The sequence below is a fragment of the Enterococcus sp. DIV0008 genome, from assembly GCF_050542615.1.
GTDB classification, from domain to species: Bacteria; Bacillota; Bacilli; order Lactobacillales; family Enterococcaceae; genus Enterococcus_D; species Enterococcus_D innesii.
Genome location: NZ_CP172937.1, coordinates 1,077,885 through 1,101,231, shown reverse-complemented (window position 1 = coordinate 1,101,231; position 23,347 = coordinate 1,077,885). Strand labels below are relative to the sequence as shown.

Genomic DNA, 23,347 nt, shown 5'->3' with positions numbered 1-23,347 from the left:
CCCTCACAAAAAAGACAAAAAAGCACATCATGCAGAAACTAGCTATACTAGATGCTACGATGATGTGCTTTTTTAAGTGAACAGCTGTTGACTTATAACATATCGAACAACGACAACTGATTTTCATCTGGTAGATCTTTAAGAACACCATTATCCGTCATGTATTCAATCAAGGTCTTAGAAACTTTCCCGCGATTGGCGAGGTCTTCTTTCGATAAGAAGGGACCGTCTTTTCGTGCTTCCACGATTTGTTTCGCTACGTTTAGTCCCAAACTCGGCACGGCTCGAAACGGTGCGATCAATTTTTTCCCGTCGATCACGAAGTTTTCCGCATCCGATTTATACAGATCGATCATCCCAAATTCATAACCGCGCTCTAACATTTCATTGGCTAACTCCAGAACCGTTAACAGATTCTTTTCTTTCGTTGACGCATCCAATCCTTTGTCAGTGATTTCTTGCATCCGTTCTTTTACGGCGTCTTTTCCTTTTGACATGGCAATCAAATCAAAATCATCCGCCCGGACAGAGAAATAAGCACAGTAATAGAGAATTGGGAAGTACACTTTAAAGTAAGCCACCCGCAACGCCATCAAAACATACGCCGCCGCATGGGCTTTCGGGAACATGTACTTGATCTTCGAACAAGAATCGATATACCATTCAGGGACATTGTTCTCCCGCATCGCTTGCAAGTAAGTGTCCCGCAAGTCGTCAGGGATCTTGTTCCATTGGCCTTTACGAACCGTCTCCATGATTTTAAAGGCCATCCCGTCATCTAAGCCGGCATGGATCAAATACACCATGATGTCATCCCGACAGCCGATTACTTCTGCTAGACTAGCGTCTCCGCGACGAATCAGTTCTTCAGCATTGCCCAACCATACATCGGTACCATGGGAAAGACCAGAGATCTGCAAGAGCTCTGCAAAGGTCGATGGATGGGTTTGATCCAACATCCCTCGCACAAATCGGGTACCAAATTCTGGGATGCCTAATGTACCTGTTTTTGAGTAGATCTGCTCTTCAGTCACACCTAGCACATCCGTACCACCAAAAATACGCATCACTTCCGGATCATCCGTGGGGATTGTTTTAGGATCGATTCCTGATAAATCCTGTAGCATCCGAATCACCGTTGGGTCATCGTGTCCCAGGATATCCAGTTTTAAAATATTGTCATGAATCGAATGGAAATCAAAGTGGGTCGTTTTCCATTCTGAATTTTGATCATCTGCTGGGTATTGAATCGGGGTGAAATCATAGACATCCATATAGTCTGGAATAACGATAATCCCCCCCGGATGCTGACCAGTCGTCCGTTTGACGCCAGTGGCACCTTTTGCCAGACGATCGACTTCGGCTGCACGATAATGAAGATTATGATCGCGCTCAAAGCCTTTTACGAACCCAAAGGCTGTTTTGTCCGCTACGGTACCGATCGTTCCGGCACGATAGACATACTCTTCACCGAAGAGCACTTTCGTATAGTTATGGGCTTCTGGCTGATACTCCCCTGAAAAGTTCAAATCGATATCGGGGACTTTATCGCCATGGAAGCCAAGGAAGGTTTCAAAAGGAATATCATGGCCATCTTTGTTCAGACGGGTGCCGCATTTTGGACATTTTTTCTCTGGCATATCATAACCAGAACCATACGAGCCGTCTTCATAAAACTCAGAATACTGGCAATCGGGACAATAATAATGAGGGGCTAATGGATTGACCTCAGTGATCCCAGTCATAGTTGCGACAAAACTAGAACCGACTGATCCCCGCGACCCTACTAAGTAGCCGTCTTCATTGCTTTTATGAACCAGTTTTTGTGAGATCAAATAGATCACGGAAAACCCATTCCCAATGATCGAATCAAGCTCTTTTTTCAAACGTTTTTCCACAATTTCTGGTAATGGATCACCGTATAGCTCTTTGGCACGGTTGTAACTCAAGTCGGTGATCTCTTGTTCAGATCCGGGAATCTTTGGTGTATACAAATCATCTTTTACCGGAATGACTTTTTCACAGAGATCAGCGATTTTATTCGGGTTCGTCACTACAATTTCTTTCGCTACTTCTGGACCTAAAAACTGAAAAGCGGTCAGCATCTCATCGGTTGTTCGGAAATGTACATCCGGTAAACTATGTCGATTCAAGGGATTGGCGCCCCCCATCGAATTGATCAAGACCTTACGATAAATGGCATCTTCTTCGTTCAGGTAGTGGGCATTCCCAGTAGCAACAACGATTTTCCCTAACTCTTCCCCCATCTTTACCAGATTCCGAATGATGTCTTCTAGATCTTTTTCACTTTTCACGAGTTCCGTTTCGAGAAGATGAGCATAAACTGCTTTGGGCATGACTTCGATGTAGTCATAAAACTTGGCAAGTTCCCGCGCTGCATCGACCCCTTTTTGCATCATTGCGACAAAGACTTCTCCTTTATCACAAGCGGTTCCGACTAACAATCCTTCCCGCAATTTCACCAATTCTGAGCGCGGGATCCGCGGAACTTTATCATGGAAGTACTTCACATTCGACATCGAGATCAGCTTGAATAAATTCTTCAATCCCGCCTGTGTTCGGGCTAAGATCGTGGCATGGAAAGGCCGAGCTGCTTTATAGGAGTTCTCACCCCCCACGTGTCGGTTCAAATCTTCGTGCAGTAGCATGTCATGTTTTTCCATCGCTTCTTTGACAAAGATCCACGCTAAATGACCGGTTGCCTCGGCATCGTAGATCGCTCGGTGATGTTGCTCCAAACTAACGCCAAATTTTTTGGAAAGGACACCTAAACCGAATCGCTTAAACTCTGGATACAAATAACGAGCGAGTTCCAATGTATCAATGACGGGATTTTCTGCTTCCGGGATACCGTATTTTCGATAACTGGTATTTAAGAAGCCCATATCAAATGACGCATTGTGGGCAACTAGAATGGCTCCTTCAGAAAACTCACGGAACAAACGTAAGACTTCTTCTTCCGATTTTGACCCCCGAACCATTTCATCGGTGATTCCCGTCAATTCTACGGTCGTTCGTGATAAAGGATGGCCAGGATCGATGAATTCATCAAAGGAACCTTCCACGTTGCCTTTATGCATCCGCACAGCGGCCAATTCAATGATGGTGTCGTACACTGCAGACAATCCGGTGGTCTCCACGTCAAACACGATATACGTGGCATCAGTCAGTGGGACAGGCTGCGGATTATAGGCAACCGCTACCCCGTCATCCACGATATTGGCTTCCACACCGTAAAGAATTTTTACCCCGGCTTTTTCTCCGGCGTGATGGGCATCAGGAAACCCTTGTGCTCCACCATGATCGGTGATCGCAATCGCCTTATGTCCCCACTTGCCAGCTTGAGCGACAAAGTCTGCCACATTGTTGGTTGCATCCATCGTACTCATATTGGAATGCAGGTGAAGTTCGACCCGTTTTTCGCCTTCAGGTGCATAATCTTTGCGGGCCTCGTGTTTGACTTCCAGCAAATCTTGCGCATTCATAACGAGATCTCGCATAAAGGTATCTTCTTGAACACTACCACGCACTTTGACCCAACTACCTTTAGCAATGGCATCAAAGACTTGTTCATCTTTTTCATTGTTGGAGAATTTTTTCACACTAAACGACGACGTATAGTCGGTGATTTTCAAAATCAAAATCTTCCGTTTTGAACGCAATTCGCGGACTTCTTTATCAAAGACATACCCTTGGATCGTAACTCGGCGTTCTTCCTCGATGATATTGATCATCGGTGTCACAGGTTCATCAGCAGGAATATTACGTCCCAAGGCGATTGGTCCGTCAAATTCGACTGTTTTGACTTCTTTTTTGCGTTGCTCGTGCGCCATTAAGTTCTCAGCGGCTTGCAATTGGAAGGCTGCCGTTTGTTCTTCTTTTCGTGCTTCAAGTTCTTTCAAGGCTGCCTCAGCCTGTTCTTTGTCTAGCTGTGGCAGGATCCGAAATTTTTGAAACCCGAAAGTCCCATAATTTTCCTCAATGATCGGTAAGTACTGTTGCTGCAAAATCGTGATGACCGCATCATTGTTGACGGGTAAAATCACCTTGTTCTCTTGAATCATAGGCATTTGATTTTTGATCACTTGATGAACTAACGGCCGATCGCAATTTTGATTGGCTAACGCTAATGGCCAGTATTCTTGAATGAACTGCTCATCAAAGGAACCGTCTTGAGCTTCAATGACAATGCGAACTTCCGCAATCTCTTTAAATGCCAATTCAATATGTTGTTTAAAGGACTGATACACCATCACCGGCAACAAACGTTCGAATTGGAAATAAAACGTCCAGGCTTTTGATTGTCGATGCACGGTTACTTGTCTGATTTGGGCAGTCTGCATCAATGGATGCTGCCGAAGATTTTGGGCAGCTGCAATTTGGTCTAATAATATCTCAAAGGTCTCTCTTTCTTTTGACAATTGAAGATCCTCCTTTTCTCAGTACTCATTAGTATACCTCTTTTTGTCTTCACTTTCATTAAAAAATCGAGAAAGGATTTCCTTTCTCGATCTACCATTTGTTTCGATTTATTCTTGGTTGGCTAACAAAATCGTTAGGGTCGAAGCGACTTCTTCTTTCCTCACTTCAACGGTTGCGCCAGTATGCTTGATTTTGATCTCCACGATGCCTTCTACGGCTTTTTTACCGATGGTCAAGCGAATCGGACAACCAATCAAATCGGCATCTGCAAATTTGACCCCTGCACGTTCATTGCGGTCATCCACCAATACTTGATAGCCAACTTGGTTCATCATTTCTTCTACTTCTTCACTTAAGGCATTTTGATAGCTATCTTCAATCGACGTTTGGATGATATGCACATCAAATGGGGCAATTTCTTGGGGCCAATCGATCCCAAACTCATTGCCATATTGTTCAACGATCGTTGATAGCAACCGAGAAACCCCCAGACCATAACAGCCCATGATGATTGGTTGTTCATCGCCATTTTCATCGACAACCGTCGCTTCTTGCGCCTCGCTGTACTTGGTTCCTAACTTGAAGATATGCCCAACTTCGATTCCTCGCGTAAAGGTTAAGGTCCCTTTTCCATCTGGGGAAGGATCGCCTTCTTGAACCAAGCGAAAATCGGCAAAGGCTAGTGGTTGAAAATCACGGCCTACATTTGCATTAAGAAAATAGCTCTGTTTTTCTGCCGCTGGTACGATCAGATTCGCCATATCTTGGACATGCTGATCGGCATACAATTGGATCGAATCAGCAAGCTCAATGGGGCTGCGAAGTTGTGCGTCACTGGTCAGATAGGACTCGGCTTCTTCAGCAGTCAAGATCTTCACTTGATCAGCGGCTAAAAAATGCTTGATCTTTGTTTCATTAAGACTGTGATCACCTCGAAGCAATACCATAATGACTTGCTCGTCAACGAGTAGCAAAAATACTTGAACGATTTTTTGCAAATCCGTTTCGTATGTTTTCGCCAGTTCCTCTAACGATAGAGACTCTTCATGAACGACTTTTTGTAACTCTAAATAGGTCTCATGAGATTTTTTAGCGATATACTGACTAGTTGCTAGTTTCCAATTGGCGACATAGTCGCTTTCAGTCGAATAACAGATCAGCTCTTCGCCGATTCCAGACAATGCCAAAAACTCTTTTGAATCTCGGCCACCCATCAAGCCATTATCCCCGACCACTGTCCGATATTCGATCCCACAGCGTTTCAAAATGGCATGGTAAGCCATTTCGTAGCGATTATAGGTTTGATCTAAGCTGGCTTCATCGGCGTGAAAAGAATAGCCATCTTGCATGATAAATTCACGGCTGCGAATCAATCCAAAGCGCGGCCGCTGTTCGTCCCGATATTTCGTTTGGATCTGATACAAGCTCAAGGGTAGCCGCTTATAAGACGTGATCTCGTTTTTGATCAATGTCGTGAACGGCTCTTCGTGAGTGGGCCCTAAAACGATCTCTCGTTCGTTTCGATCTGTCAACCGATACAAAGACTCACCATACAATGAGGCCCGTCCAGACTCCTTCCATGGTTCATACGGAAGCAAAGAAGGCATCGCCATCTCTACGGCATCGATTTGTGCCAGTTCCTCACGAATGACCCGCTTGATCTTTTCTAACACCCTTTGTGCTAGCGGCAAGTAGACATAGATGCCTGCCGCCACTTGTCGAATATACCCGGCCCTAACTAACAGTTGATGACTTAACGTCTCCGCATCGCTGGGGGTTTCCCGCAATGTCGGAATCAAACATTTTGACTGTTTCATTTTTTTCTCCTTTGCTACAAAAAATCATGTTCACCCGATCAACAATTGATTTGCTTGTGCGTCTTATTTTTAAAAGAAGAAACGTTGGATATCATTCCAGGTAACGAGAACCATCAGCAGCATCAAAAACCCAAACCCAATCAGGGTAATGATGCCTTCTTTTTCTTGACTGATTGGCTTGCCTCGCACACCTTCTAAAATATTTAAAACCAGTTTCCCACCATCTAATCCAGGAATCGGCAATAAATTAAAGATCCCCAAGTTGATGGAAATCATCGCCATCATGGCGATCACCGTTGTGACACCTTGCGATGCGGCTTGAGAAGACAGTTGGAAAATCGCTACCGGTCCACCCAATTTATTGATATCTGGTTGGGCGATCAAGTTGCCGACTGCTCTAAAAATCACCAATGAATTGTCAATGGTCGTTTGCAAGCCGCCAAGTAAGATGTCTCCGATGCCAGTTTTTAACGAAGCCGTGATCCCTAAGAAACCAATCGTAGTCTCCCCAGATTCTTGACTCGCAGGAGTTGCCGTCAAATCAAGTGTTTCTGCTCCTCGTTTAACTTCGAGAGCAATCTGAGTATCTGGATACTTTTGGATCTCTGTCGTCAATTCTGACCAGTTGGAAACATCGACGCCTTCAACTGCTAGGATTTCGTCGCCATTTTGCAGTCCGGCTTCAGCTGCCGGGGTTCCTGCTTCGATTCCTGTCACGATGGTTGCATCTTGGTTCGCGACACCACCTTGCGCAAACACCAACCCAGTGAATAAAACCAAGGATAAAATAAAGTTATTCATCGGTCCGGCAAAATTCGTCAGCATTCGTTGCCAAAGCTTTGCGGACTGGAATTGAACGTCTTTTGGTGCGATCCGAACTTCAACGCCATCTTCATGAATAATCGTTGCGTCATGATCCACAGCGTACGTAACTGCTTCTTGTTCATTGCCGTTGATGAAGCCAGTGATCGTCAGCTTCTCCTCCAAGTCAAAGTCGGTCACTTCCATGGGGATCGCTTGCGGCAATTGGATCTTTTTGCTCGTATTGATTTTGATGACTTTACCAGTTGCATCTTGAACCAAGGAGACTGGCATACCAGGCGTTAATTCGGTTTCATCTTCGCCCCAGCCTGCCATTTGGACATACCCGCCTAATGGCAGCATCCGAATCGTGTAGGTCGTCCCATCTTTCGCTTGATGCGCGAACAATTTAGGCCCCATACCGATGGCAAACTCTCTTACTAAAATACCTGCCCGTTTTGCAAAGAAGTAGTGTCCGAATTCGTGAATCACTACCACCACGGAAAAGATAATGATAAATACAAGTATCGTTTTCATGCTCGTTCCTCTCTTTCACAGCATCCCTCTCATTCAGGGCAGCCTTTCCTTATTTTATCACACCGGTTCCCGTTGAGGAACTCACATTCCCGTTGTAACAAGAATTTAAAAAAAGAAGCGCAAGCCAAGCCTGCACTTCTTAAATATTTTCTAAAAGACGCCAAATAAATACATGATTGGAAACACAAACAACATGCTGTCGAAGCGATCTAAGATTCCCCCGTGACCTGGCAGGATATTTCCTGAATCCTTTACGCCATAATGACGTTTGATCGCCGATTCCACTAAATCACCAAATTGCCCAGCGATCGAAAAGAGGACCGTCAATAAAATCATCATGGCACTACCGTGTCCAAAATAATCTTTCCCAGGAAATGCTAATAGATACAAACCAGCTACGACCACCGCAGCAGCAATCCCGCCTAGGGCCCCTTCGATGGTTTTATTAGGAGAAATCTCCGGCCATAATTTTCGTTGACCGTAACGTCGTCCCACCATGTATGCCCCAATATCCGTTGCCCACACGATAAAGAGACCGAAAACTAAAACGACTAAGCCATCCGTTGCTGACCGTGCCGTCAAAAAACGTTCAAACCCGACACCGGTATATAAGCTAACGATCACCGGAAAGCCAGCTTCATCGATGGTATACGTATTTTTCGAAATAACCGCGATCCCTAGTAACAAAAGAACGATCAGATAAAACAAGGCACTTTTATCTGTCCCCTCTGGCAAAAAGAAAAACCAGCGTTCTTGAGGCAAAACTAAGATTACCGCTCCGAGGATTGAAAGAATTCCTTCAAAACTGAAAATAGCTAATCCTTTCATTCGAAATAATTCATAAACACCAATTCCTGCCATTGCTGCTGCCAGCAATTCGACGGCAATGCCGCCAATATAAATAATTGGCAGGAAAAAGGCTAATGCGACGACCGCAGTGATTACACGTTGTCTCACTCTTCTTCCTCCTTCGTTTTCAAACCGCCAAAACGCCGGTTTCGTTGTTGAAAGCTCCCAATCGCGTCCTCTAATAACGCAGAATCGAAATCAGGCCAGAGCGCCTTTGTAAAGAATAACTCGCTGTATGCAATCTGCCATAATAAGAAATTACTGATACGTTCCTCACCACTCGTTCGAATCACCAATTCAGGATCACGTAACGCGTTTGGTAAAAAACCAGTCATCAAATGCGTCCCCAGCATGTCTTCCGTGAGCTCTGGTAGAGCTTCGCCGGAAGCTGAGAGTTCTTCATAAAGTGCTTGGACAGCTGTCAAAATTTCCGCGCGGCTGCCGTAATTTAAAGCAAAATTCAAGATCATCCCGGTGTTATCTTTGGTTTGGTCGATCGCTCGCTTGACCGCTTCTTGTGTATGCGCGGGTAAAGAATCCGTGAACCCCATCACTTTGACTTGAACATTTTCTTTGATCAGATCAGGAACAAAGGTGTCGAAAAAGTCGACGGGCAGTTGCATCAAAAAGTCTACTTCCTCGTTCGGCCGTTTCCAATTCTCTGTCGAAAATGCATAAAGCGTCAATACCTTCACACCTAAGTGTGAAGCGTGTTTCGTGATTTTCTTTACCGTCTCCATGCCTTCTTTGTGGCCAGCTACTCTTGGCAAGCGCCGATTTTGCGCCCATCTGCCGTTGCCATCCATAATGATCGCGATATGTTGGGGAATCGGCAGTGATGGATCAAATTCATGTTCAGCCGCTTCTTTGATATATTTGTCTTTTTGTGGAAAAAAACGCAGCATCGTATTCGCTCCTCTTCCAATTCTTGAAATTCATCTTTTACATTATAACAATAATCAGATTTCTTGCCTATGAAAACCAAGAAAAGATTTCTATATTAAGAAAAAACAAAAAAACAGCTGTCATATTCAAGTACATGAGCTACTTTCGCCCATAAAAAAAGAGCCGCTGAAGCGACTCTTCGTCATTCCTTTTAAACTTCAAGTAATTCTTGTTCTTTTTCAGCTGCGATGGCATCGATTTCTTTGATGCTGTTATCTGTAGCAGTCTGCACTTCTTTTTCAGATTCTCGCAAATCATCTTCTGTGATATCGCCAGCTTTTTCTTGTTTCTTGTAAGCTTCCATGGCATCCCGACGAATGTTACGGACGGCGATTTTCGCATTTTCAGCTTCTTTTTTCACATCTTTTGCTAATTCTTTACGACGTTCTTCCGTTAATTGAGGAATCACCAAACGAATCACCGTTCCATCATTGGCAGGTGTAATCCCTACATCACTTTGCATGATAGCTTTTTCTACTTCTTGGATCATTGTTTTGTCAAAAGGTGTGATCATCAAAATTCTTGCTTCTGGAATCGTAATTGAAGCCATTTGGTTCAAGGGTGTTGGTACACCATAATAAGTAACCATTACGCGGTCTAAGATGCTCGCGTTCGCGCGGCCAGCACGGATTTGTCCTAATTCCCGCTGCAAGTTTTCTGCTGCTTTTTTCATTTTGTCTTTTGCTTCTGTTAAAATTTTGTCAGCCATGTTATTTCCCCCTTACTGTCGTTCCAATATGTTCACCTAAAATGGCGCGGCGAATGTTTCCATGCTCATTCAAGTTGAATACGACTAATGGAATATCGTTGTCCATACTTAATGAACTTGCGGTTGAATCCATTACTTGCAATCCTTTAGAAATGACTTCTAAATGAGTCAATTCTTCAAATTTCACAGCACTTTGATCCGTTTTAGGATCTGCTGAGTAGACGCCATCAACATTGTTTTTTGCCATCAAAATGACATCGGCGTTGATTTCAGCTGCCCGTAAGGCTGCGGTCGTATCAGTTGAGAAATAAGGGTTTCCGGTTCCGCCGGCAAAAATGACGACCCGCCCTTTTTCTAAGTGACGTTCTGCTCTGCGACGAATATAAGGTTCTGCGATTTGACGCATTTCGATCGAAGTTTGGACACGCGTTGGTACACCAGCGTTTTCTAGTGTATCTTGTAATGCTAAAGCATTCATCACAGTCGCTAACATGCCCATGTAATCAGCTTGGGCTCTTTCCATCCCCATTTGCGCGCCGATTTGTCCACGCCAAATGTTTCCGCCGCCGACCACGATTGCCATCTGTACACCTAATTCGTGGACTTCCTTGATCTCTTTAACGATCTCTTGGATCGTCGGTGGTTTGATCCCAAAGCCTTCGTCACCCGCTAATGCTTCACCACTTAATTTTAATACAACACGTTGATATTTTGGTTTGCCCATCATGATTCCTCCGTACATTCTCCAATACTATTGTAGCATATTGGTGCTCTTTCGTTGAAAATTATCTACACTATTTCTTCAAAAACCGTTTTTGCTTAAAAAAAGGGAGCGCACTTCCATGCGTTCCCATCTGTTCGAGGAACAGAATTATTTTTTCACTTGGCTCATTACTTCTTCAACGAAGTTGTCTTCGCGTTTTTCGATACCTTCGCCGACTTCAAAGCGGACAAAAGATTTCACAGTTGCGCCTTTTGATGCAACATATTTTTCAACTGTCATATCTGGGTCTTTAACGAATGGTTGGTCAACCAAAGCGATTTCTGCTTTAAATTTCTTCAAGCGTCCTTCAACCATTTTTTCAACGATGTTCGCTGGTTTGCCTTCGTTCAATGCTTGTTCTGTCAAGACTTGTTTTTCATGATCCAATTCTTCTTGAGAGATTTGTGCTTCGTTCACGTAGCGAGGGTTGATCGCTGCAACGTGCATCGCAACATCTTTCGCAACTGATTCGTCAGTTGTTCCTTCAAGAACAGTCAATACAGCAATACGTCCGCCCATGTGTAGGTAACCGCCGAAAGCAGCATTGTCATCTTTTTCAACAACTTCAAAACGACGGAAGCTGATTTTTTCTCCGATTACTTGTGTTGCTTCGATCAACGCAGCATCCATTGTGCCTTTAGAAGTTTCTAATTTTAAAGCAGCATCCATATCAGCTGGTTTGTTCGCTGCGATTACTTCAGCGATTTCTTTTACTAAGTCTTGGAACATTTCGTTTTTAGAAACGAAGTCAGTTTCTGAGTTCACTTCAACGATTGCTGCTGTGTTGCCGTTGATCGCTACAGATGCTAATCCTTCAGCAGCAATACGGTCGTTTTTCTTCGCAGCTTTTGCCATACCTTTTTCACGTAATAAGTCTACGGCTTTTTCGATGTCGCCTTCTACTTCAACTAATGCACGTTTTGCGTCCATCATTCCTACACCAGTCATATCGCGTAATTCTTTTACTAATTTAGCTGTTACTTCTGCCATTTTTTGTTTCCTCCTAAATGTTTTTAAACAAGATTGCTTGTCTTTAAAAAAAGCTGTTTCAAAGGAGAGTGAGGCTTGGCGCCTAGCCTTTGAAACAGCTCCATCATTTATTATTCAGCTGATGCGTTGTCGCCTTCGACAACATCAACGATTTCTTCGATTGAAGTTGCGTTTTCTGTTGATTCAGCAGCAAAATCTTCTTCTGCTACTTGGTCTTCGCCTTGGTTACCTTCGATGAAAGCATCTGCCATTTTCGCAGTGATCAATTTAACGGCACGAATAGCGTCATCGTTTGATGGGATAACAACATCGATTTCGTCTGGATCACAGTTTGTATCGACCATCGCTACGATCGGGATATTCAATTTGCGTGCTTCTTGGATCGCGATACGTTCTTTACGTGGGTCAACAACGTACATTACATCTGGAATTCTTGGCATATCAGCGATACCGCCTAAGAATTTTTCAAGACGTTCGCGCTCTTTGTTCAAGCCAACGACTTCTTTTTTAGGAAGAACAGCAAATGTGCCATCTTCTTCCATTTTGTTGATTTGTTTCAAACGAGCAACACGTTTTTGGATTGTTTTCCAGTTTGTCAAAGTTCCACCTAACCAACGATGGTTAACATAGTATTGACCTGAACGGATTGCTTCTTCTTTGATTGCTTCTTGTGCTTGTTTTTTAGTACCTACGAACAATGCAACGCCGCCTTCTTCAGCAACATTTTTCATGTAGTCGTAAGCTGCGTCTACTAATTTCACTGTTTTTTGCAAATCAATGATGTAGATGCCGTTTCTTTCTGTGAAGATATATTTCTTCATTTTTGGGTTCCAGCGACGAGTTTGGTGACCAAAGTGTACGCCGGCTTCTAGTAATTGTTTCATTGAGATTACTGCCATGTTGTGTTTCCTCCAATTTGGTTTTTTGTTTTCCTCTCTTGCTCTTTTACTCCTTGAAGAACTGAATCGATCAGCACCGCTTCGCAGATGGAACAAGATGTGGGATTGACGTGAAAAACTCACACCTTAAACAGTATACAGTAGCTAAAAAAGAAATGCAACTGATTCAAATGAAAAACTACGATTCGTGGTTCGGCTTTTTTTTAACGTTCTAATTCTTTTCTTATTATATCTAGGTTTTTTCGGTGTTATCTGCTATGATAAGGCTGACTTAATCAATCATGCTTAAAGGAGTTTACCTATGCGAAAAGCTGATCGCCATTTACTTATTAGACAAATCATTACTGAACATACTGTACGCACGCAAGAAGAATTATTGCAGCAATTGGAAGTCCAAGGAGTCTCCGCCACGCAAGCGACCATTTCTCGCGATATTCGTGATTTGAAAATCGTGAAAGTACCTGATGAGTCAGGTCAGACAAAGTTTGTCATTTTTCAAGGAATGCAAGCTTCTGAGGATGAAAAAGAAGAAGAGCAGCGCTTGATACAGATGATCGAAGACGTTGTCACTAAAGTAGATCGTGTGCAATTCATGACCTTGATCCATACCGTTGCGGACAATGCGCCTTTGCTTTCGGCAGCGATCGATGAAGTGACCATGCCAGAAAAAGTATGCTCGTTGGCGGGCTTTGATACAGTAGCGGTGATTTCCCGCAGCGACGAAGACGCCGAAACATTTTATCAATTTATCAGAAACCACGCGGTCTTATAAAACACTGAACAAATGTGACCTATCTGTATTTTTACTACAAAAAAGCTGTGTCCTTGTCGAAACAAGGATACAGCTTTTTTGTTACATTTTGTCGGGTGCATGTAAACCAAGCAACCGTAAATCTTCTTTTAATAAGGTCGTTACTGCATAAACTAGAGCCAGACGTGCGTCTTTTTCCGCATCTTCAGCCAAGATTTTCACATTGGCGTAATACTTATTAAAGGCCTGTGCCAATTTGATGGCATGTTTGGCAATGACGGATGGTTCATATTTTTCCGCCGCTTGCATGACCGTTTCTGGGTAGCGTTGGATCAATTTGATAACTTCCCAGCTCTCAGCGTCTGCCAACGCCAGACTGCTGACAGCAGCGGGATCAAAGTTGGCTTTTTCAAGAATGCTCATGGCACGGGCATGAGAGTATTGCACGTAAGGACCGGTCTCTCCTTCAAAACGGACAACTTCTTCTAGCGTAAAGTCGAAATTATTCAAACGGTCATTTTTCAAATCGTGGAAAACGACTGCCCCGACACCAACTTGTTTTGCTACTTCTTCTTTGTTTTCAAGGGTTGGGTTCTTTTCAGTGATTTGTTCTTTTGCTGAATCGATCGCTTCATTCAATACTTCTTCTAAAAGAACGATCTTGCCTTTTCTTGTAGACAGTTTTTTCCCATCTTTGGTGATCAACCCAAATGGTACGTGGGTCATATCATCTGCCCACTCAAAGCCCATTTCCTTCAAAACAGCTTTTAATTGTTTGAAGTGATAACTTTGTTCATTCCCTACCACGTACAATGATTTTGCAAAGTTGTAGGTCCGTTTGCGGTACAGTGCGGCAGCCATGTCCCGTGTGATGTAAAGGGTCGCACCATCGGATTTGCGGATCAAGGCTGGATTTAAGTCATAGGCAGCCAAATCAACGATTTCTGCCCCTTGGTCTTCTTTCAGCAAGTGTTTTTCTTCTAATAATTCCACGACTTCTGTCATCTTATCATTATAGAAAGCTTCGCCATTCAATGAATCAAAGGAAACTTCCAACATGTCGTAGATTTTATTGAATTCTTTTAATGATTCATCACGGAACCATTGCCACAAATCCATTGCTTCTTGGTCACCATCTTCTAGTTTCTTGAACCAAGCTCTCGCATCATCTTCTAATTGCTTATCTGTCTCGGCTGCTTCATGAAAATCAACATACAAACGTAATAGTTCGTTGATTGGTTCCGCTTTGACCGCTTCTTCTGACCCCCACTTTTTATAGGCAACGATCAATTTCCCAAATTGTGTGCCCCAGTCGCCTAAATGGTTGATGCGAATTGGCTGATAACCGATTTTTTCTAAAATAAAGCCGATCGAGTTACCAATCACAGTGGAACGCAAATGCCCCATTGAGATGGGTTTGGCAATATTTGGTGAAGACATATCGATCGGTACTGCTTGCTGATTGCCGATGGTTTGATCGCCAAAATGATTTTTTTCTTTGAGAACCAGCTCTAAGACGTGGGCAGAGATTGCTTTTTTATCCATAAAGAAGTTTAAATATGGACCGACCACTTCAATTTTTTCAAAAGACGCTTGATCGATTTTTTCTGCTAAGTCTGCGGCAATTTGCTGCGGCGCTTTCCGATAGACTTTTGCTAGCGAGAAGGCTGGGAATGCCACATCCCCATGGTCGGCTGACTTTGGATTTTCCAGTAATTGCTGAACTTGTTCGATCGATAGATCTTCTTTTACTACTTGATGGATCGCTTGTGCGACGATTTCTTTGTTATTCATAGTATCCCTCCTATAATGACTGAGCCCATGTTTTGATGAAAAGTTGTTTGAAGCAAGCAAACAGCTGTATGTTTTTTATGCAAGAAATGATTGATAAAAACAAAAAAAGCCTCTAGCGCATAACATGCACTAGAGACGAGATTTCCCGCGGTACCACTCTGATTGTCCTTTTCGGACCCACTTTTTTCTGATAACGGCAGAATTCCGTTTGCTTGGCAAATTCTCACAAGTGCGTTTCACAATCTGATCAATTCGGCTTCCACCACCCCGAACTCGCTAACTGATACTCGAATCGCTACTTCTCTTGTTTCATCAAATCAAGGCTATTTACTTCCCAGAAAGTATAGCAAAGAAATGTTTGTTTGGCTAGCGAGATTTTGGCATTTTCAAAAAAAATTATTTTATACTTTAGGAATAAATAGATCTCCGGCAGTCACTGCCATGATTGCTTTGATTGAGTGCAAACGATTTTCGGCTTGATCAAATTGACGGGCATACTTACTGCGAAAGACCTCATCAGTGACTTCCATCTCAGAAATTCCATACGCCTGCGCTGCTTTTTTGCCATACGTGGTCTGATCATCATGAAAAGCCGGCAAACAATGCATAAAAATCACTTGATCGTTTTGGGTTTTTTTCATCAACGATTGGTTGACTTGATACGGCAGCAGCTGTTCGATCCGCTCTTGGAATTTTTCTTCTTCACCCATTGATACCCAAACATCGGTATACACAACATCAGCGCCTAGAACACCTTGATCCACATCATCAGTCACCAAAATCTTTGCCCCAGATTCCTTGGCATAGGCTTGTGCCTGTGCGATGATGGTTGCTTCTGGCTGCAAGGCCTTTGGGGTGACGACATGAATATTGACCCCTAAAATCGCACTGGTCACTAACAAAGAATTGGCGACATTGTTGCGCCCATCCCCACAGTATGCGATGGTCAAGCCAGTCAGCTCACCGAAGTTTTCTTGAATGGTCAAAAAGTCAGCGATCATTTGCGTTGGATGCCATTCATCCGTTAAGCCATTCCAAACAGGTACGCCTGAATAGCTGGCCAGATCTTCGACAACCTGTTGGCTAAAGCCGCGAAACTCGATCCCGTCAAACATACGGCCGAATACTTTGGCGGTATCTTCAACGGATTCTTTAGACCCCAACTGAATATCATTGGCCCCTAAAAATTCCGGATGTGCCCCCAGATCCACCGCTGCAACCGTAAAGGCTGCTCGCGTCCGTGTCGAATTCTTTTCAAACAAAAGTGCAATATTTTTTCCTTCTAAGTAGCGATGTGGTTGATTGTTGGCCTTCATCCCTTTCAAGTGCTGGGAAAAATCAATCAAATATTGTAGTTCTTCTTTAGTAAAATCCTTTTCTGCTAAAAAACTGCGTCCTTTAAAAACCGATGTCATTGCATACCCGCCCCTCCATTAATTAATAAATATACACAATGATATCAAATGATGAAATAAAATACAACGAAATCTTCTGTTTGCTCATAAATGAAACAAAAAAACACCTAAGAACGGATCTTAGGTGCTATCATCTTAAGAAATCGGATGGGCAAAGCTGACACTTGGATCAGCATTCAATGAAAGGTCTGCTAAGCGCTGCTTTTTCAACGCAACATGAGCATAGGCACCAATCATGGCCGCATTATCTCCGCAAAGACGCAATGGTGGAATCAACAATTCCACTTCCGGCAATTCCTGCATCGCTTCTTGTAAAGCGTCACGCAACCCTTGATTCGCGGCGACCCCGCCAGCGACGATCAGCTGGTTTACTGGATAGGCTTGGCATGCCCGCAACGTTTTATGAACCAATACTTCGACAACGCTGGCTTGGAAACTAGCTGCTAGATTTTCTACTGACAAAGCTTCCTCTCTTTGCTGTGCATTATGCACAAAATTGATAAAAGAACTCTTCAAGCCACTGAAACTAAAATCAAAATTATCTTCTTGTATCATTGCTCGAGGAAAGTGATACGTATCACTGCCTAGATGCGCAAGGCGATCAATTTCTTTTCCACTAGGATAAGGCAAACCCAGAACACGACCGACTTTGTCATAGGCTTCTCCAGCGGCATCATCTCTCGTTTCACCGATGATCTCAAAAGAGCCATCTTCTGCCATATACACCAATTCGGTGTGGCCACCGCTGACCAATAATGCCATTAAAGGAAAAACCAATGGCTTCACTAGACGAGCTGCATAAATATGTCCTGCCATGTGATTGACCGGAATCAGTGGTAAGCTGTGGGCCCAGGCAAAGGCTTTCGCTGCAGAAAGTCCAATCAATAATGCCCCAACCAACCCTGGACCATAGGTGACAGCAACAGCTGATAATTCCTCAGGTTGTGTGTCGGCCTGTGTCAATGCTTCCTCGATGCATAAAGTAATCTGTTCAACATGGTGACGACTAGCGACTTCTGGTACGACACCGCCGAAGCGCTGGTGGCTCTTGATCTGCGAAGCAACAATGTTACTTAAAATGGTGTCACCGTTTTTAATCACTGCCACACTTGTTTCATCACAACTGCTTTCAATGGCTAAAATCAACTCATTCATTTGATTTTTGTCCGCCTACTTTCTTTTCCATAATCAACGCATCCTCTTCAGGATGACTGTAATATTTTTTTCTACGACCGATGACTGTATAGCCCATACGTAAATAAAGAGCTTGTGCTTGCAAATTCGACACGCGCACTTCAAGATAGATTCGCCGACCATCAGTTTGTTCCACGATCGTTTCCATTCGTTTCAACAATTCTTTCGCCAAACCTTGCCCTTGATATGCTGGTAAAACCGCTACATTAAACAGCTCTGCTTCATCCAGCACTTGCTGAAAACAGAGAAACCCAATCAGCTCTTGATTAGTTTTTCCATAACGGAACAAATAGCGACTGTTGCTGTTTTGCAAATCTTGTTGAAATTGCTGCACATTCCAAGGCGAGCCAAAGGGATAGCTCTGATCTGCCAATGACCAAAGCATTTGCGGTGTCGGGATCGTTTGATCTGCTTGTTCGTTAGTCATTTAAAAATTTCACCATATCCAATGCGTCTTCATTGCCTTCGGTGTAGTACGCCGTTTTGATCGCCTGTGAAACAAACCCGAGGGTCCGATACAAACGTTGCGCATCACGATTGCCCAGGCGAACTTCTAATGTCAAACGGTCGCATTTGTTTTTCCTTGCATAACGTTCGATTTCTCCTAGCAAGAAAGAACCGATCCCTTTTCCTTGATAATCAGGAATGATCGCGATATTGGTGATATGGGCATCAGCTCCTAAAATCCGCACCCCGATAAACCCAATCATCCGCTCATTATGCAAGATGCCCAAATAAAGATGTTTGACCCGTGAATAAAGCTCTGACAAAAAGGCGCTCTTGGTCCAAGGCAGTTCCCCAGCATACACGAGACGCTCCACCTGCAACAGCTCTTTAATGTCATCACCGACTAATTCACGAACAACATATGTTTCCCCTCGTATCTCTTTTTTACGCTCTGGGTATTGAATCTGACGGAAAAGAGCCAGCTTTCCCGTCATCGTTTTAAATTTTTTCAACATAGGCATCCACTCCCGGTTCATGCGAGGCTAACCATTTTTCTTCGGCTTCAACTAATTTTAAATAGTCCGGTACAAAATCATGGATCGAAGCTACCGGCGCTTCTTCTTTCGCAATAGCAGCTAAAACCACGCCATTCGGGTAATTCCATAACGACACTTGATTGATATGGGCTGTCGGCAGCTCCGCCTCGATCATGTCTTTAAATTTGATGGTATCGGCGCCGACAAATAGCACTTCTTGACTATCGACTGCTTTTAGCTGGGTCAATAACTCAGACAGTGAGATATGCTGGTCTTTGATCCTTGTTTCTAAGGTCCCATTATGCCATTGGTAGGCACCTGCGTAGACATTTTGACGGCGAGCGTCAAACAACGGAACGATCACTTGAGATACGCCCACGCAATTAGCAGCGACTGTTTTCAAACTAGAAACACCAATCAGCGGGATGTTCAATGTTTGTGCCAGCGTTTTTGCTGTTGTGACGCCGATTCGCAAACCTGTATACGAACCAGGACCTTTCGCAACAACGATTTGCTCCAGCTCTTTAGGTGCCATCCCCACCGCTTGCATCAATCCATCAATGGCAGGCATCAATACTGTGCTGTGGTTTTTGATCGCCATCGTCTGGCTTTGTCCCAACACTTCTTGACCATCGACCACCGCAACCGCCAGTGTCTGGTTTGAGGTATCAATCGCTAATGTTTTCATCTATCTTCTCCCCATTCAAAAAACTCTCTCATATTCTACCATATTCTAATCAAATGCCCAACCAAGTCTCCAAAAAGATGCCTGCGTTTAGAAAAAAAGCAATAGGACAACAATACCCGAACCTTTGAAAAAGCAAGCGCGGCTGCAGCTGCAAACCGACGAGGCTGTTTAAAGGTTCGGGTAAGGCGATATTCATTTTTTTGTTATTCCATTAAAACTCAGTTGCGTGTGTAACGACATCCTTCGGTGATTCAACTGGTTGCTAGGAAGACTGGCGCGTAATCAGTTCCGTTGCGATCGTAACTTTGCGAGGAACGGGTGCTGCATTCGTAATAATATCCAGCAAGGTCGTCACTGCCAACTCTCCCAGCCATTCCGTATGAACTTTGATGGTTGACAGAGTCGGAAAGACGTACTTTGCAACACTGACATCATTGAAGCCGATAATTGCGATCTCCTCAGGAATCTTGATGTTTTTTTCTTGCAAAGCACGCATAGCGCCAATCGCTAAGGCATCACTGGAAGCAAATAGAGCACTTGGCAACTCTTTGTTTTGCTGCAAATACTCTTTCATCGCCTCATAACCGCCCTCTACTGTAAACGGTGCGCTGAGATGATATTGCGGGTGGTGCAACTTCAACCGGCGAAGCCGTTCCTCAAAAATCCGGCGCCGAGGGTCTTCGATTTCTTGGTGATGATCCTTGGTAAACTCAACGCCTGATAACAAACCGATCCTTTGGTGGCCTTTTGCAATAAAGTCATCAATCACTAAATCCACCGCTTGTTGAAAGTCCACCACCAGAGAGTTGACGCCCTGGGCCAATGCGTCAAAATCGACCATCAACAAATTGGATTGGCTTTTTTTCAATTGTCGAATCTGGTGATCATCGAATTTTCCTAGTGCAATCGTTCCGTCGACGGCGGTATCAGTCAATCCTTCATAAGGTTCTTTCAGCAAACGAATCCCTAATTCTTCGGTTTTGTTTTCAATCCCGATACGGATCGCTAAGTAGTAAAGATCCGCTAATTCTTCCTCGGTATCAAACCATTGGATCAAGCGCATACTACTGGTTTCCGGCTGACTCTTTTTTTTATGTTTTGTGTAATTGAGTGCTTCTGCGGCTTTAAAAATTTTCTCTTTGGTTTCAGAGCTGACCGATAATTCTGAATCGTAATTCAGCACCCGTGATACAGTGGCTGGCGAGACGCCAGCCTGTTGTGCAATATCTTTGATCGTTGCCATCTTCCAGCCTCCTTTTTTTGCGGGGAACTTTTTTATAAAGTAGCTATAAAGCGAGCAAAGGCCGCTTGCCCTGTCTGGTCTCGTTTGAAGACGCCTGCATGCGTCAATACTTGTGTAAAGACTTCCCCTAATGCATGACGTAAAATCTGCGACACGTTTTCGGCATTGCATTCTGGGTGCTGGGCTTTGATCGCATCTGCCCAAGGAATATGGTATGCCGCGATCTGATTGGGCTGATCCAATAGATAAGCAGTCACTTCTTCTAGTTCCGGAGCTAAACGCGGTGGGAGAACTGCCAAGCCCATGACTTCAATCAATCCGATATTTTCTTTTTTGATATGCTGCACTTCTTGATGCGGATGAAAAATGCCGTCAGGATGTTCTTCGGAAACATTATTATCCCGCAAGACTAAGTCCATTTCAAACAGCTCTCCTTGCTTGCGTGCGATCGGTGTCACCGTATGATGAGGCGTTCCATCTTCTGAAAAGGCATTGATCGAAACACTTGGATCTGAGTACTGTTGCCATTGGGCTAACACATATTGGCAAGCGGTGGCTAATTTTTGTTTGTTTTTCGCTTGTAGTCGTATCACCGACATTGGCCACTTCACGATCCCCGCAGCGACATCAGGAAAACCAGTCAAAGAAAAGCGTTGCTCGATCGGCGCTTTTGCCATGGCAAACGTGTGCCGTCCTCCTTGATAATGGTCATGAGACAAGATCGAACCACCAACGATCGGCAGATCGGCATTGGACCCGACAAAATAATGCGGCATCACTTCAATGATCTGCAACAAGCGAGCAAAGGTTTGCAAATTGATTTTCATAGGACGATGATCTAAAGAGAGAAAAATCGAATGCTCATTGTAATAGGCGTATGGAGAATATTGAAAACCCCATGCTTCATTATCCAAATTCATGCGGATGATCCGATGGTTGGTCCGCGCTGGGTAATTGACTCGTCCTTGGTAGCCTTCATTTTCCAAACACAACATACATTTCGGATAATCTACAGAAGCAGCGGCTCCTTCTTGGGCAATTTGCTTGGGATCTTTTTCAGGTTTTGACAAATTGATCGTGATCTCGATCTCCCCATACTCCGTATCAACAGGAAAGACGATATTTTTAGCGATGGCCCGGGTCTTGATGTAATCATTTTGACGGCACAGCTCAAAGAAATAATCCGTCGCTTCTTTAGGATCATTGGCATAATGCTGCGCAAAAAAAGCATTGACTACTGAAGGTGGTGGCGTCAAAAAGTCCATCAACTGGGCTTCAAAGATTTCTCTTTCTGCTTGAGAATCACCAATTTGCTGATTGCTCAAAGCGCATGCCACTAGTTCGTCCATCAATTCAATCGAGGAACGAGCAACAGAACGAATTTCGCTAGGCTCAAAAACAGCTTCCCCGATCATGGCTAGTACTCGGTTTTGCAAATAAATACGATCCATTTCCATCCAGCCGCCAGCCTTGATTGCTAAAGTGACGAAATCGCTGATTGTTTGGCTGATCGTCATTGGTTATTCCTCCTGCCCTTGATACCCATTTGGATGGCTGACATGCCAATTCCAAGCAGTTTCGATGATTGCTTCGACGTCGGTATAGACTGGTTTCCAGCCTAAAACCTTTCGTGCTTTTTCACTTGATGCCACTAAGGTACTTGGATCACCGGCACGGCGCGGCGCCACTCTGGCTGGGATCGCTTTTTTCGTTACATTGCGGGCAGCTTCCACCATTTCTTTCACAGAGTACCCATGATTGCTGCCTAGATTGAAGACATTGCTCTCATTGCCTTTTTGTAAATACTCTAATGCCAACAGGTGAGCAGCGATCAGATCTTCGACATGAACATAATCGCGGACACAAGTACCATCTGGAGTATCGTAATCCTCCCCAAAAATCGCTACCTCTTTACGTTGTCCTAAAGCAGCTTGCAAGATGATCGGTACTAAGTGTGTTTCTGGATTATGGTCTTCACCGATCGAAGCATCCGACTTCGCGCCAGCCACATTGAAATAACGCAATGCGACATACTTCATTCCATAGGCTTCATCGCACCAACGCATCATTTTTTCCATGATCAACTTGCTTTCGCCATATGGATTTTTAGGATTTGTCGGGGTTTCTTCCGTGATTGGACTATGGTCAGGTTCCCCATAAGTTGCTGCTGTAGAGGAAAAGACGATATGTTTCACTTGATGTTCCTTCATCACTTCTAAGAGGACCTGCATCCCATACACATTATTGTTGAAATACTTCAATGGTTTTTCTACGGATTCTCCCACCAAAGAGCTGGCAGCAAAGTGAATCACGCCATCGATCGTTTCTTTTTCAAATACCGATTGTAAAAATGCTTTGTCGCGAATATCTCCTTCATAAAAGGTTGCTGCTGGATGGATCGCTTGGCGATGTCCTGTCAGCAAATTGTCAACGACAACGACTTGTTTTCCTTGTCCGATCAATTGATCGACTGCATGAGAACCGATATAGCCGGCTCCTCCTAATACTAAAATCGCCATATTTTCA

The 23,347-nt window shown here is 43.9% G+C and carries 19 protein-coding genes and 1 other annotated feature; of the genes, 1 reads left to right on the top strand and 18 read right to left on the bottom strand.

Annotated features, from left to right (window positions below; all coding sequences use genetic code 11):
* Positions 1-92: 92 nt before the first annotated feature.
* The 9 genes from IGI84_RS05225 to rpsB all read right to left on the bottom strand — a co-directional run bounded on the left by IGI84_RS05225 (position 93) and on the right by rpsB (position 12,753).
* Positions 93-4,442 carry a PolC-type DNA polymerase III gene (locus IGI84_RS05225; RefSeq protein WP_081118763.1) on the bottom strand — a complete coding sequence of 1,450 codons (4,350 nt, stop codon included), beginning with the start codon at positions 4,440-4,442 and terminating at the stop codon, positions 93-95.
* 108 nt (positions 4,443-4,550) lie between these two features.
* The gene (locus IGI84_RS05220) at positions 4,551-6,260 is read right to left on the bottom strand and encodes a proline--tRNA ligase (protein ID WP_081118764.1); all 1,710 of its coding nucleotides are present in this window, start codon (positions 6,258-6,260) and stop codon (positions 4,551-4,553) included.
* A 69-nt stretch (positions 6,261-6,329) separates the two neighbouring features.
* On the bottom strand, positions 6,330-7,598 hold the full coding sequence (gene rseP, locus IGI84_RS05215; protein WP_081118765.1) for an RIP metalloprotease RseP: 1,269 nt from the start codon (positions 7,596-7,598) through the stop codon (positions 6,330-6,332).
* Positions 7,599-7,748: 150 nt separating this feature from the next.
* Positions 7,749-8,555 carry a phosphatidate cytidylyltransferase gene (locus tag IGI84_RS05210; RefSeq protein WP_077452615.1) on the bottom strand — a complete coding sequence of 269 codons (807 nt, stop codon included), beginning with the start codon at positions 8,553-8,555 and terminating at the stop codon, positions 7,749-7,751.
* Positions 8,552-9,352, bottom strand: a complete 801-nt coding sequence (locus IGI84_RS05205; RefSeq protein ID WP_081118766.1) for an isoprenyl transferase — start codon at positions 9,350-9,352, stop codon at positions 8,552-8,554. The genes IGI84_RS05210 and IGI84_RS05205 overlap by 4 nt, the downstream gene beginning before the upstream one ends.
* A gap of 191 nt (positions 9,353-9,543) precedes the next feature.
* On the bottom strand, positions 9,544-10,101 hold the full coding sequence (frr, locus tag IGI84_RS05200; RefSeq protein ID WP_077452616.1) for a ribosome recycling factor: 558 nt from the start codon (positions 10,099-10,101) through the stop codon (positions 9,544-9,546).
* 1 nt (position 10,102) lies between these two features.
* On the bottom strand, positions 10,103-10,825 hold the full coding sequence (gene pyrH, locus IGI84_RS05195) for a UMP kinase (RefSeq protein WP_005229433.1): 723 nt from the start codon (positions 10,823-10,825) through the stop codon (positions 10,103-10,105).
* 147 nt (positions 10,826-10,972) lie between these two features.
* Positions 10,973-11,854: a translation elongation factor Ts gene (gene tsf, locus IGI84_RS05190; protein ID WP_005229432.1), complete on the bottom strand. Its 882-nt coding sequence runs from the start codon at positions 11,852-11,854 to the stop codon at positions 10,973-10,975.
* A 110-nt stretch (positions 11,855-11,964) separates the two neighbouring features.
* On the bottom strand, positions 11,965-12,753 hold the full coding sequence (gene rpsB, locus IGI84_RS05185; protein ID WP_430600869.1) for a 30S ribosomal protein S2: 789 nt from the start codon (positions 12,751-12,753) through the stop codon (positions 11,965-11,967).
* Positions 12,754-13,054: 301 nt separating this feature from the next.
* On the opposite strand from rpsB, the gene IGI84_RS05180 reads away from it, so the two are divergent.
* On the top strand, positions 13,055-13,525 hold the full coding sequence (locus IGI84_RS05180; RefSeq protein WP_005236999.1) for an arginine repressor: 471 nt from the start codon (positions 13,055-13,057) through the stop codon (positions 13,523-13,525).
* Positions 13,526-13,606: 81 nt separating this feature from the next.
* Here the strand turns inward: IGI84_RS05180 and argS are convergent, their stop codons facing one another.
* The 9 genes from argS to galE all read right to left on the bottom strand — a co-directional run bounded on the left by argS (position 13,607) and on the right by galE (position 23,340).
* A complete protein-coding gene (gene argS, locus IGI84_RS05175; protein ID WP_096742445.1) occupies positions 13,607-15,298 on the bottom strand; it encodes an arginine--tRNA ligase in 1,692 nt (563 codons plus the stop codon).
* Between the two features lie 128 nt (positions 15,299-15,426).
* Positions 15,427-15,620: a binding site (T-box leader), on the bottom strand.
* Between the two features lie 79 nt (positions 15,621-15,699).
* Positions 15,700-16,713 (bottom strand): ornithine carbamoyltransferase, encoded by a 1,014-nt coding sequence (argF, locus tag IGI84_RS05170; protein WP_270274319.1) that lies wholly within the window; start codon positions 16,711-16,713, stop codon positions 15,700-15,702.
* Positions 16,714-16,848: 135 nt separating this feature from the next.
* Positions 16,849-17,868: a tRNA (adenosine(37)-N6)-threonylcarbamoyltransferase complex transferase subunit TsaD gene (gene tsaD, locus IGI84_RS05165; protein WP_077452619.1), complete on the bottom strand. Its 1,020-nt coding sequence runs from the start codon at positions 17,866-17,868 to the stop codon at positions 16,849-16,851.
* Positions 17,861-18,334, bottom strand: coding sequence for a ribosomal protein S18-alanine N-acetyltransferase (gene rimI / locus IGI84_RS05160; RefSeq protein WP_142962846.1), 474 nt, complete (start codon positions 18,332-18,334; stop codon positions 17,861-17,863). Before rimI (IGI84_RS05160) ends, tsaD begins: the two co-directional genes overlap by 8 nt.
* Entirely contained in the window at positions 18,327-18,869 is a 543-nt protein-coding gene (rimI, locus tag IGI84_RS05155) for a ribosomal protein S18-alanine N-acetyltransferase (RefSeq protein WP_005237007.1), read from the bottom strand. The genes rimI (IGI84_RS05160) and rimI (IGI84_RS05155) overlap by 8 nt, the downstream gene beginning before the upstream one ends.
* Entirely contained in the window at positions 18,853-19,578 is a 726-nt protein-coding gene (gene tsaB, locus IGI84_RS05150) for a tRNA (adenosine(37)-N6)-threonylcarbamoyltransferase complex dimerization subunit type 1 TsaB (protein ID WP_194195309.1), read from the bottom strand. Before tsaB ends, rimI (IGI84_RS05155) begins: the two co-directional genes overlap by 17 nt.
* A gap of 262 nt (positions 19,579-19,840) precedes the next feature.
* On the bottom strand, positions 19,841-20,821 hold the full coding sequence (locus tag IGI84_RS05145; protein ID WP_060792273.1) for a LacI family DNA-binding transcriptional regulator: 981 nt from the start codon (positions 20,819-20,821) through the stop codon (positions 19,841-19,843).
* Between the two features lie 32 nt (positions 20,822-20,853).
* Positions 20,854-22,338, bottom strand: a complete 1,485-nt coding sequence (gene galT / locus IGI84_RS05140) for a UDP-glucose--hexose-1-phosphate uridylyltransferase (RefSeq protein ID WP_142962844.1) — start codon at positions 22,336-22,338, stop codon at positions 20,854-20,856.
* Positions 22,339-22,341: 3 nt separating this feature from the next.
* Positions 22,342-23,340 carry a UDP-glucose 4-epimerase GalE gene (galE, locus tag IGI84_RS05135; protein WP_142962843.1) on the bottom strand — a complete coding sequence of 333 codons (999 nt, stop codon included), beginning with the start codon at positions 23,338-23,340 and terminating at the stop codon, positions 22,342-22,344.
* Positions 23,341-23,347: the final 7 nt, after the last annotated feature.

What these genes read in the sequence shown, in the direction of transcription:
- IGI84_RS05220 (WP_081118764.1), bottom strand. Translation starts at nt 6,260, where the DNA reads ATGAAACAGTCAAAATGTTTGATTCCGACATTGCGGGAAACCCCCAGC.
- rseP (WP_081118765.1), bottom strand. Translation starts at nt 7,598, where the DNA reads ATGAAAACGATACTTGTATTTATCATTATCTTTTCCGTGGTGGTAGTG.
- IGI84_RS05205 (WP_081118766.1), bottom strand. Translation starts at nt 9,352, where the DNA reads ATGCTGCGTTTTTTTCCACAAAAAGACAAATATATCAAAGAAGCGGCT.
- frr (WP_077452616.1), bottom strand. Translation starts at nt 10,101, where the DNA reads ATGGCTGACAAAATTTTAACAGAAGCAAAAGACAAAATGAAAAAAGCA.
- pyrH (WP_005229433.1), bottom strand. Translation starts at nt 10,825, where the DNA reads ATGGGCAAACCAAAATATCAACGTGTTGTATTAAAATTAAGTGGTGAA.
- tsf (WP_005229432.1), bottom strand. Translation starts at nt 11,854, where the DNA reads ATGGCAGAAGTAACAGCTAAATTAGTAAAAGAATTACGCGATATGACT.
- rpsB (WP_430600869.1), bottom strand. Translation starts at nt 12,753, where the DNA reads ATGGCAGTAATCTCAATGAAACAATTACTAGAAGCCGGCGTACACTTT.
- IGI84_RS05180 (WP_005236999.1), top strand. Translation starts at nt 13,055, where the DNA reads ATGCGAAAAGCTGATCGCCATTTACTTATTAGACAAATCATTACTGAA.
- argS (WP_096742445.1), bottom strand. Translation starts at nt 15,298, where the DNA reads ATGAATAACAAAGAAATCGTCGCACAAGCGATCCATCAAGTAGTAAAA.
- argF (WP_270274319.1), bottom strand. Translation starts at nt 16,713, where the DNA reads ATGACATCGGTTTTTAAAGGACGCAGTTTTTTAGCAGAAAAGGATTTT.
- tsaD (WP_077452619.1), bottom strand. Translation starts at nt 17,868, where the DNA reads ATGAATGAGTTGATTTTAGCCATTGAAAGCAGTTGTGATGAAACAAGT.
- rimI (WP_142962846.1), bottom strand. Translation starts at nt 18,334, where the DNA reads ATGACTAACGAACAAGCAGATCAAACGATCCCGACACCGCAAATGCTT.
- rimI (WP_005237007.1), bottom strand. Translation starts at nt 18,869, where the DNA reads ATGTTGAAAAAATTTAAAACGATGACGGGAAAGCTGGCTCTTTTCCGT.
- tsaB (WP_194195309.1), bottom strand. Translation starts at nt 19,578, where the DNA reads ATGAAAACATTAGCGATTGATACCTCAAACCAGACACTGGCGGTTGCG.
- IGI84_RS05145 (WP_060792273.1), bottom strand. Translation starts at nt 20,821, where the DNA reads ATGGCAACGATCAAAGATATTGCACAACAGGCTGGCGTCTCGCCAGCC.
- galT (WP_142962844.1), bottom strand. Translation starts at nt 22,338, where the DNA reads ATGACGATCAGCCAAACAATCAGCGATTTCGTCACTTTAGCAATCAAG.
- galE (WP_142962843.1), bottom strand. Translation starts at nt 23,340, where the DNA reads ATGGCGATTTTAGTATTAGGAGGAGCCGGCTATATCGGTTCTCATGCA.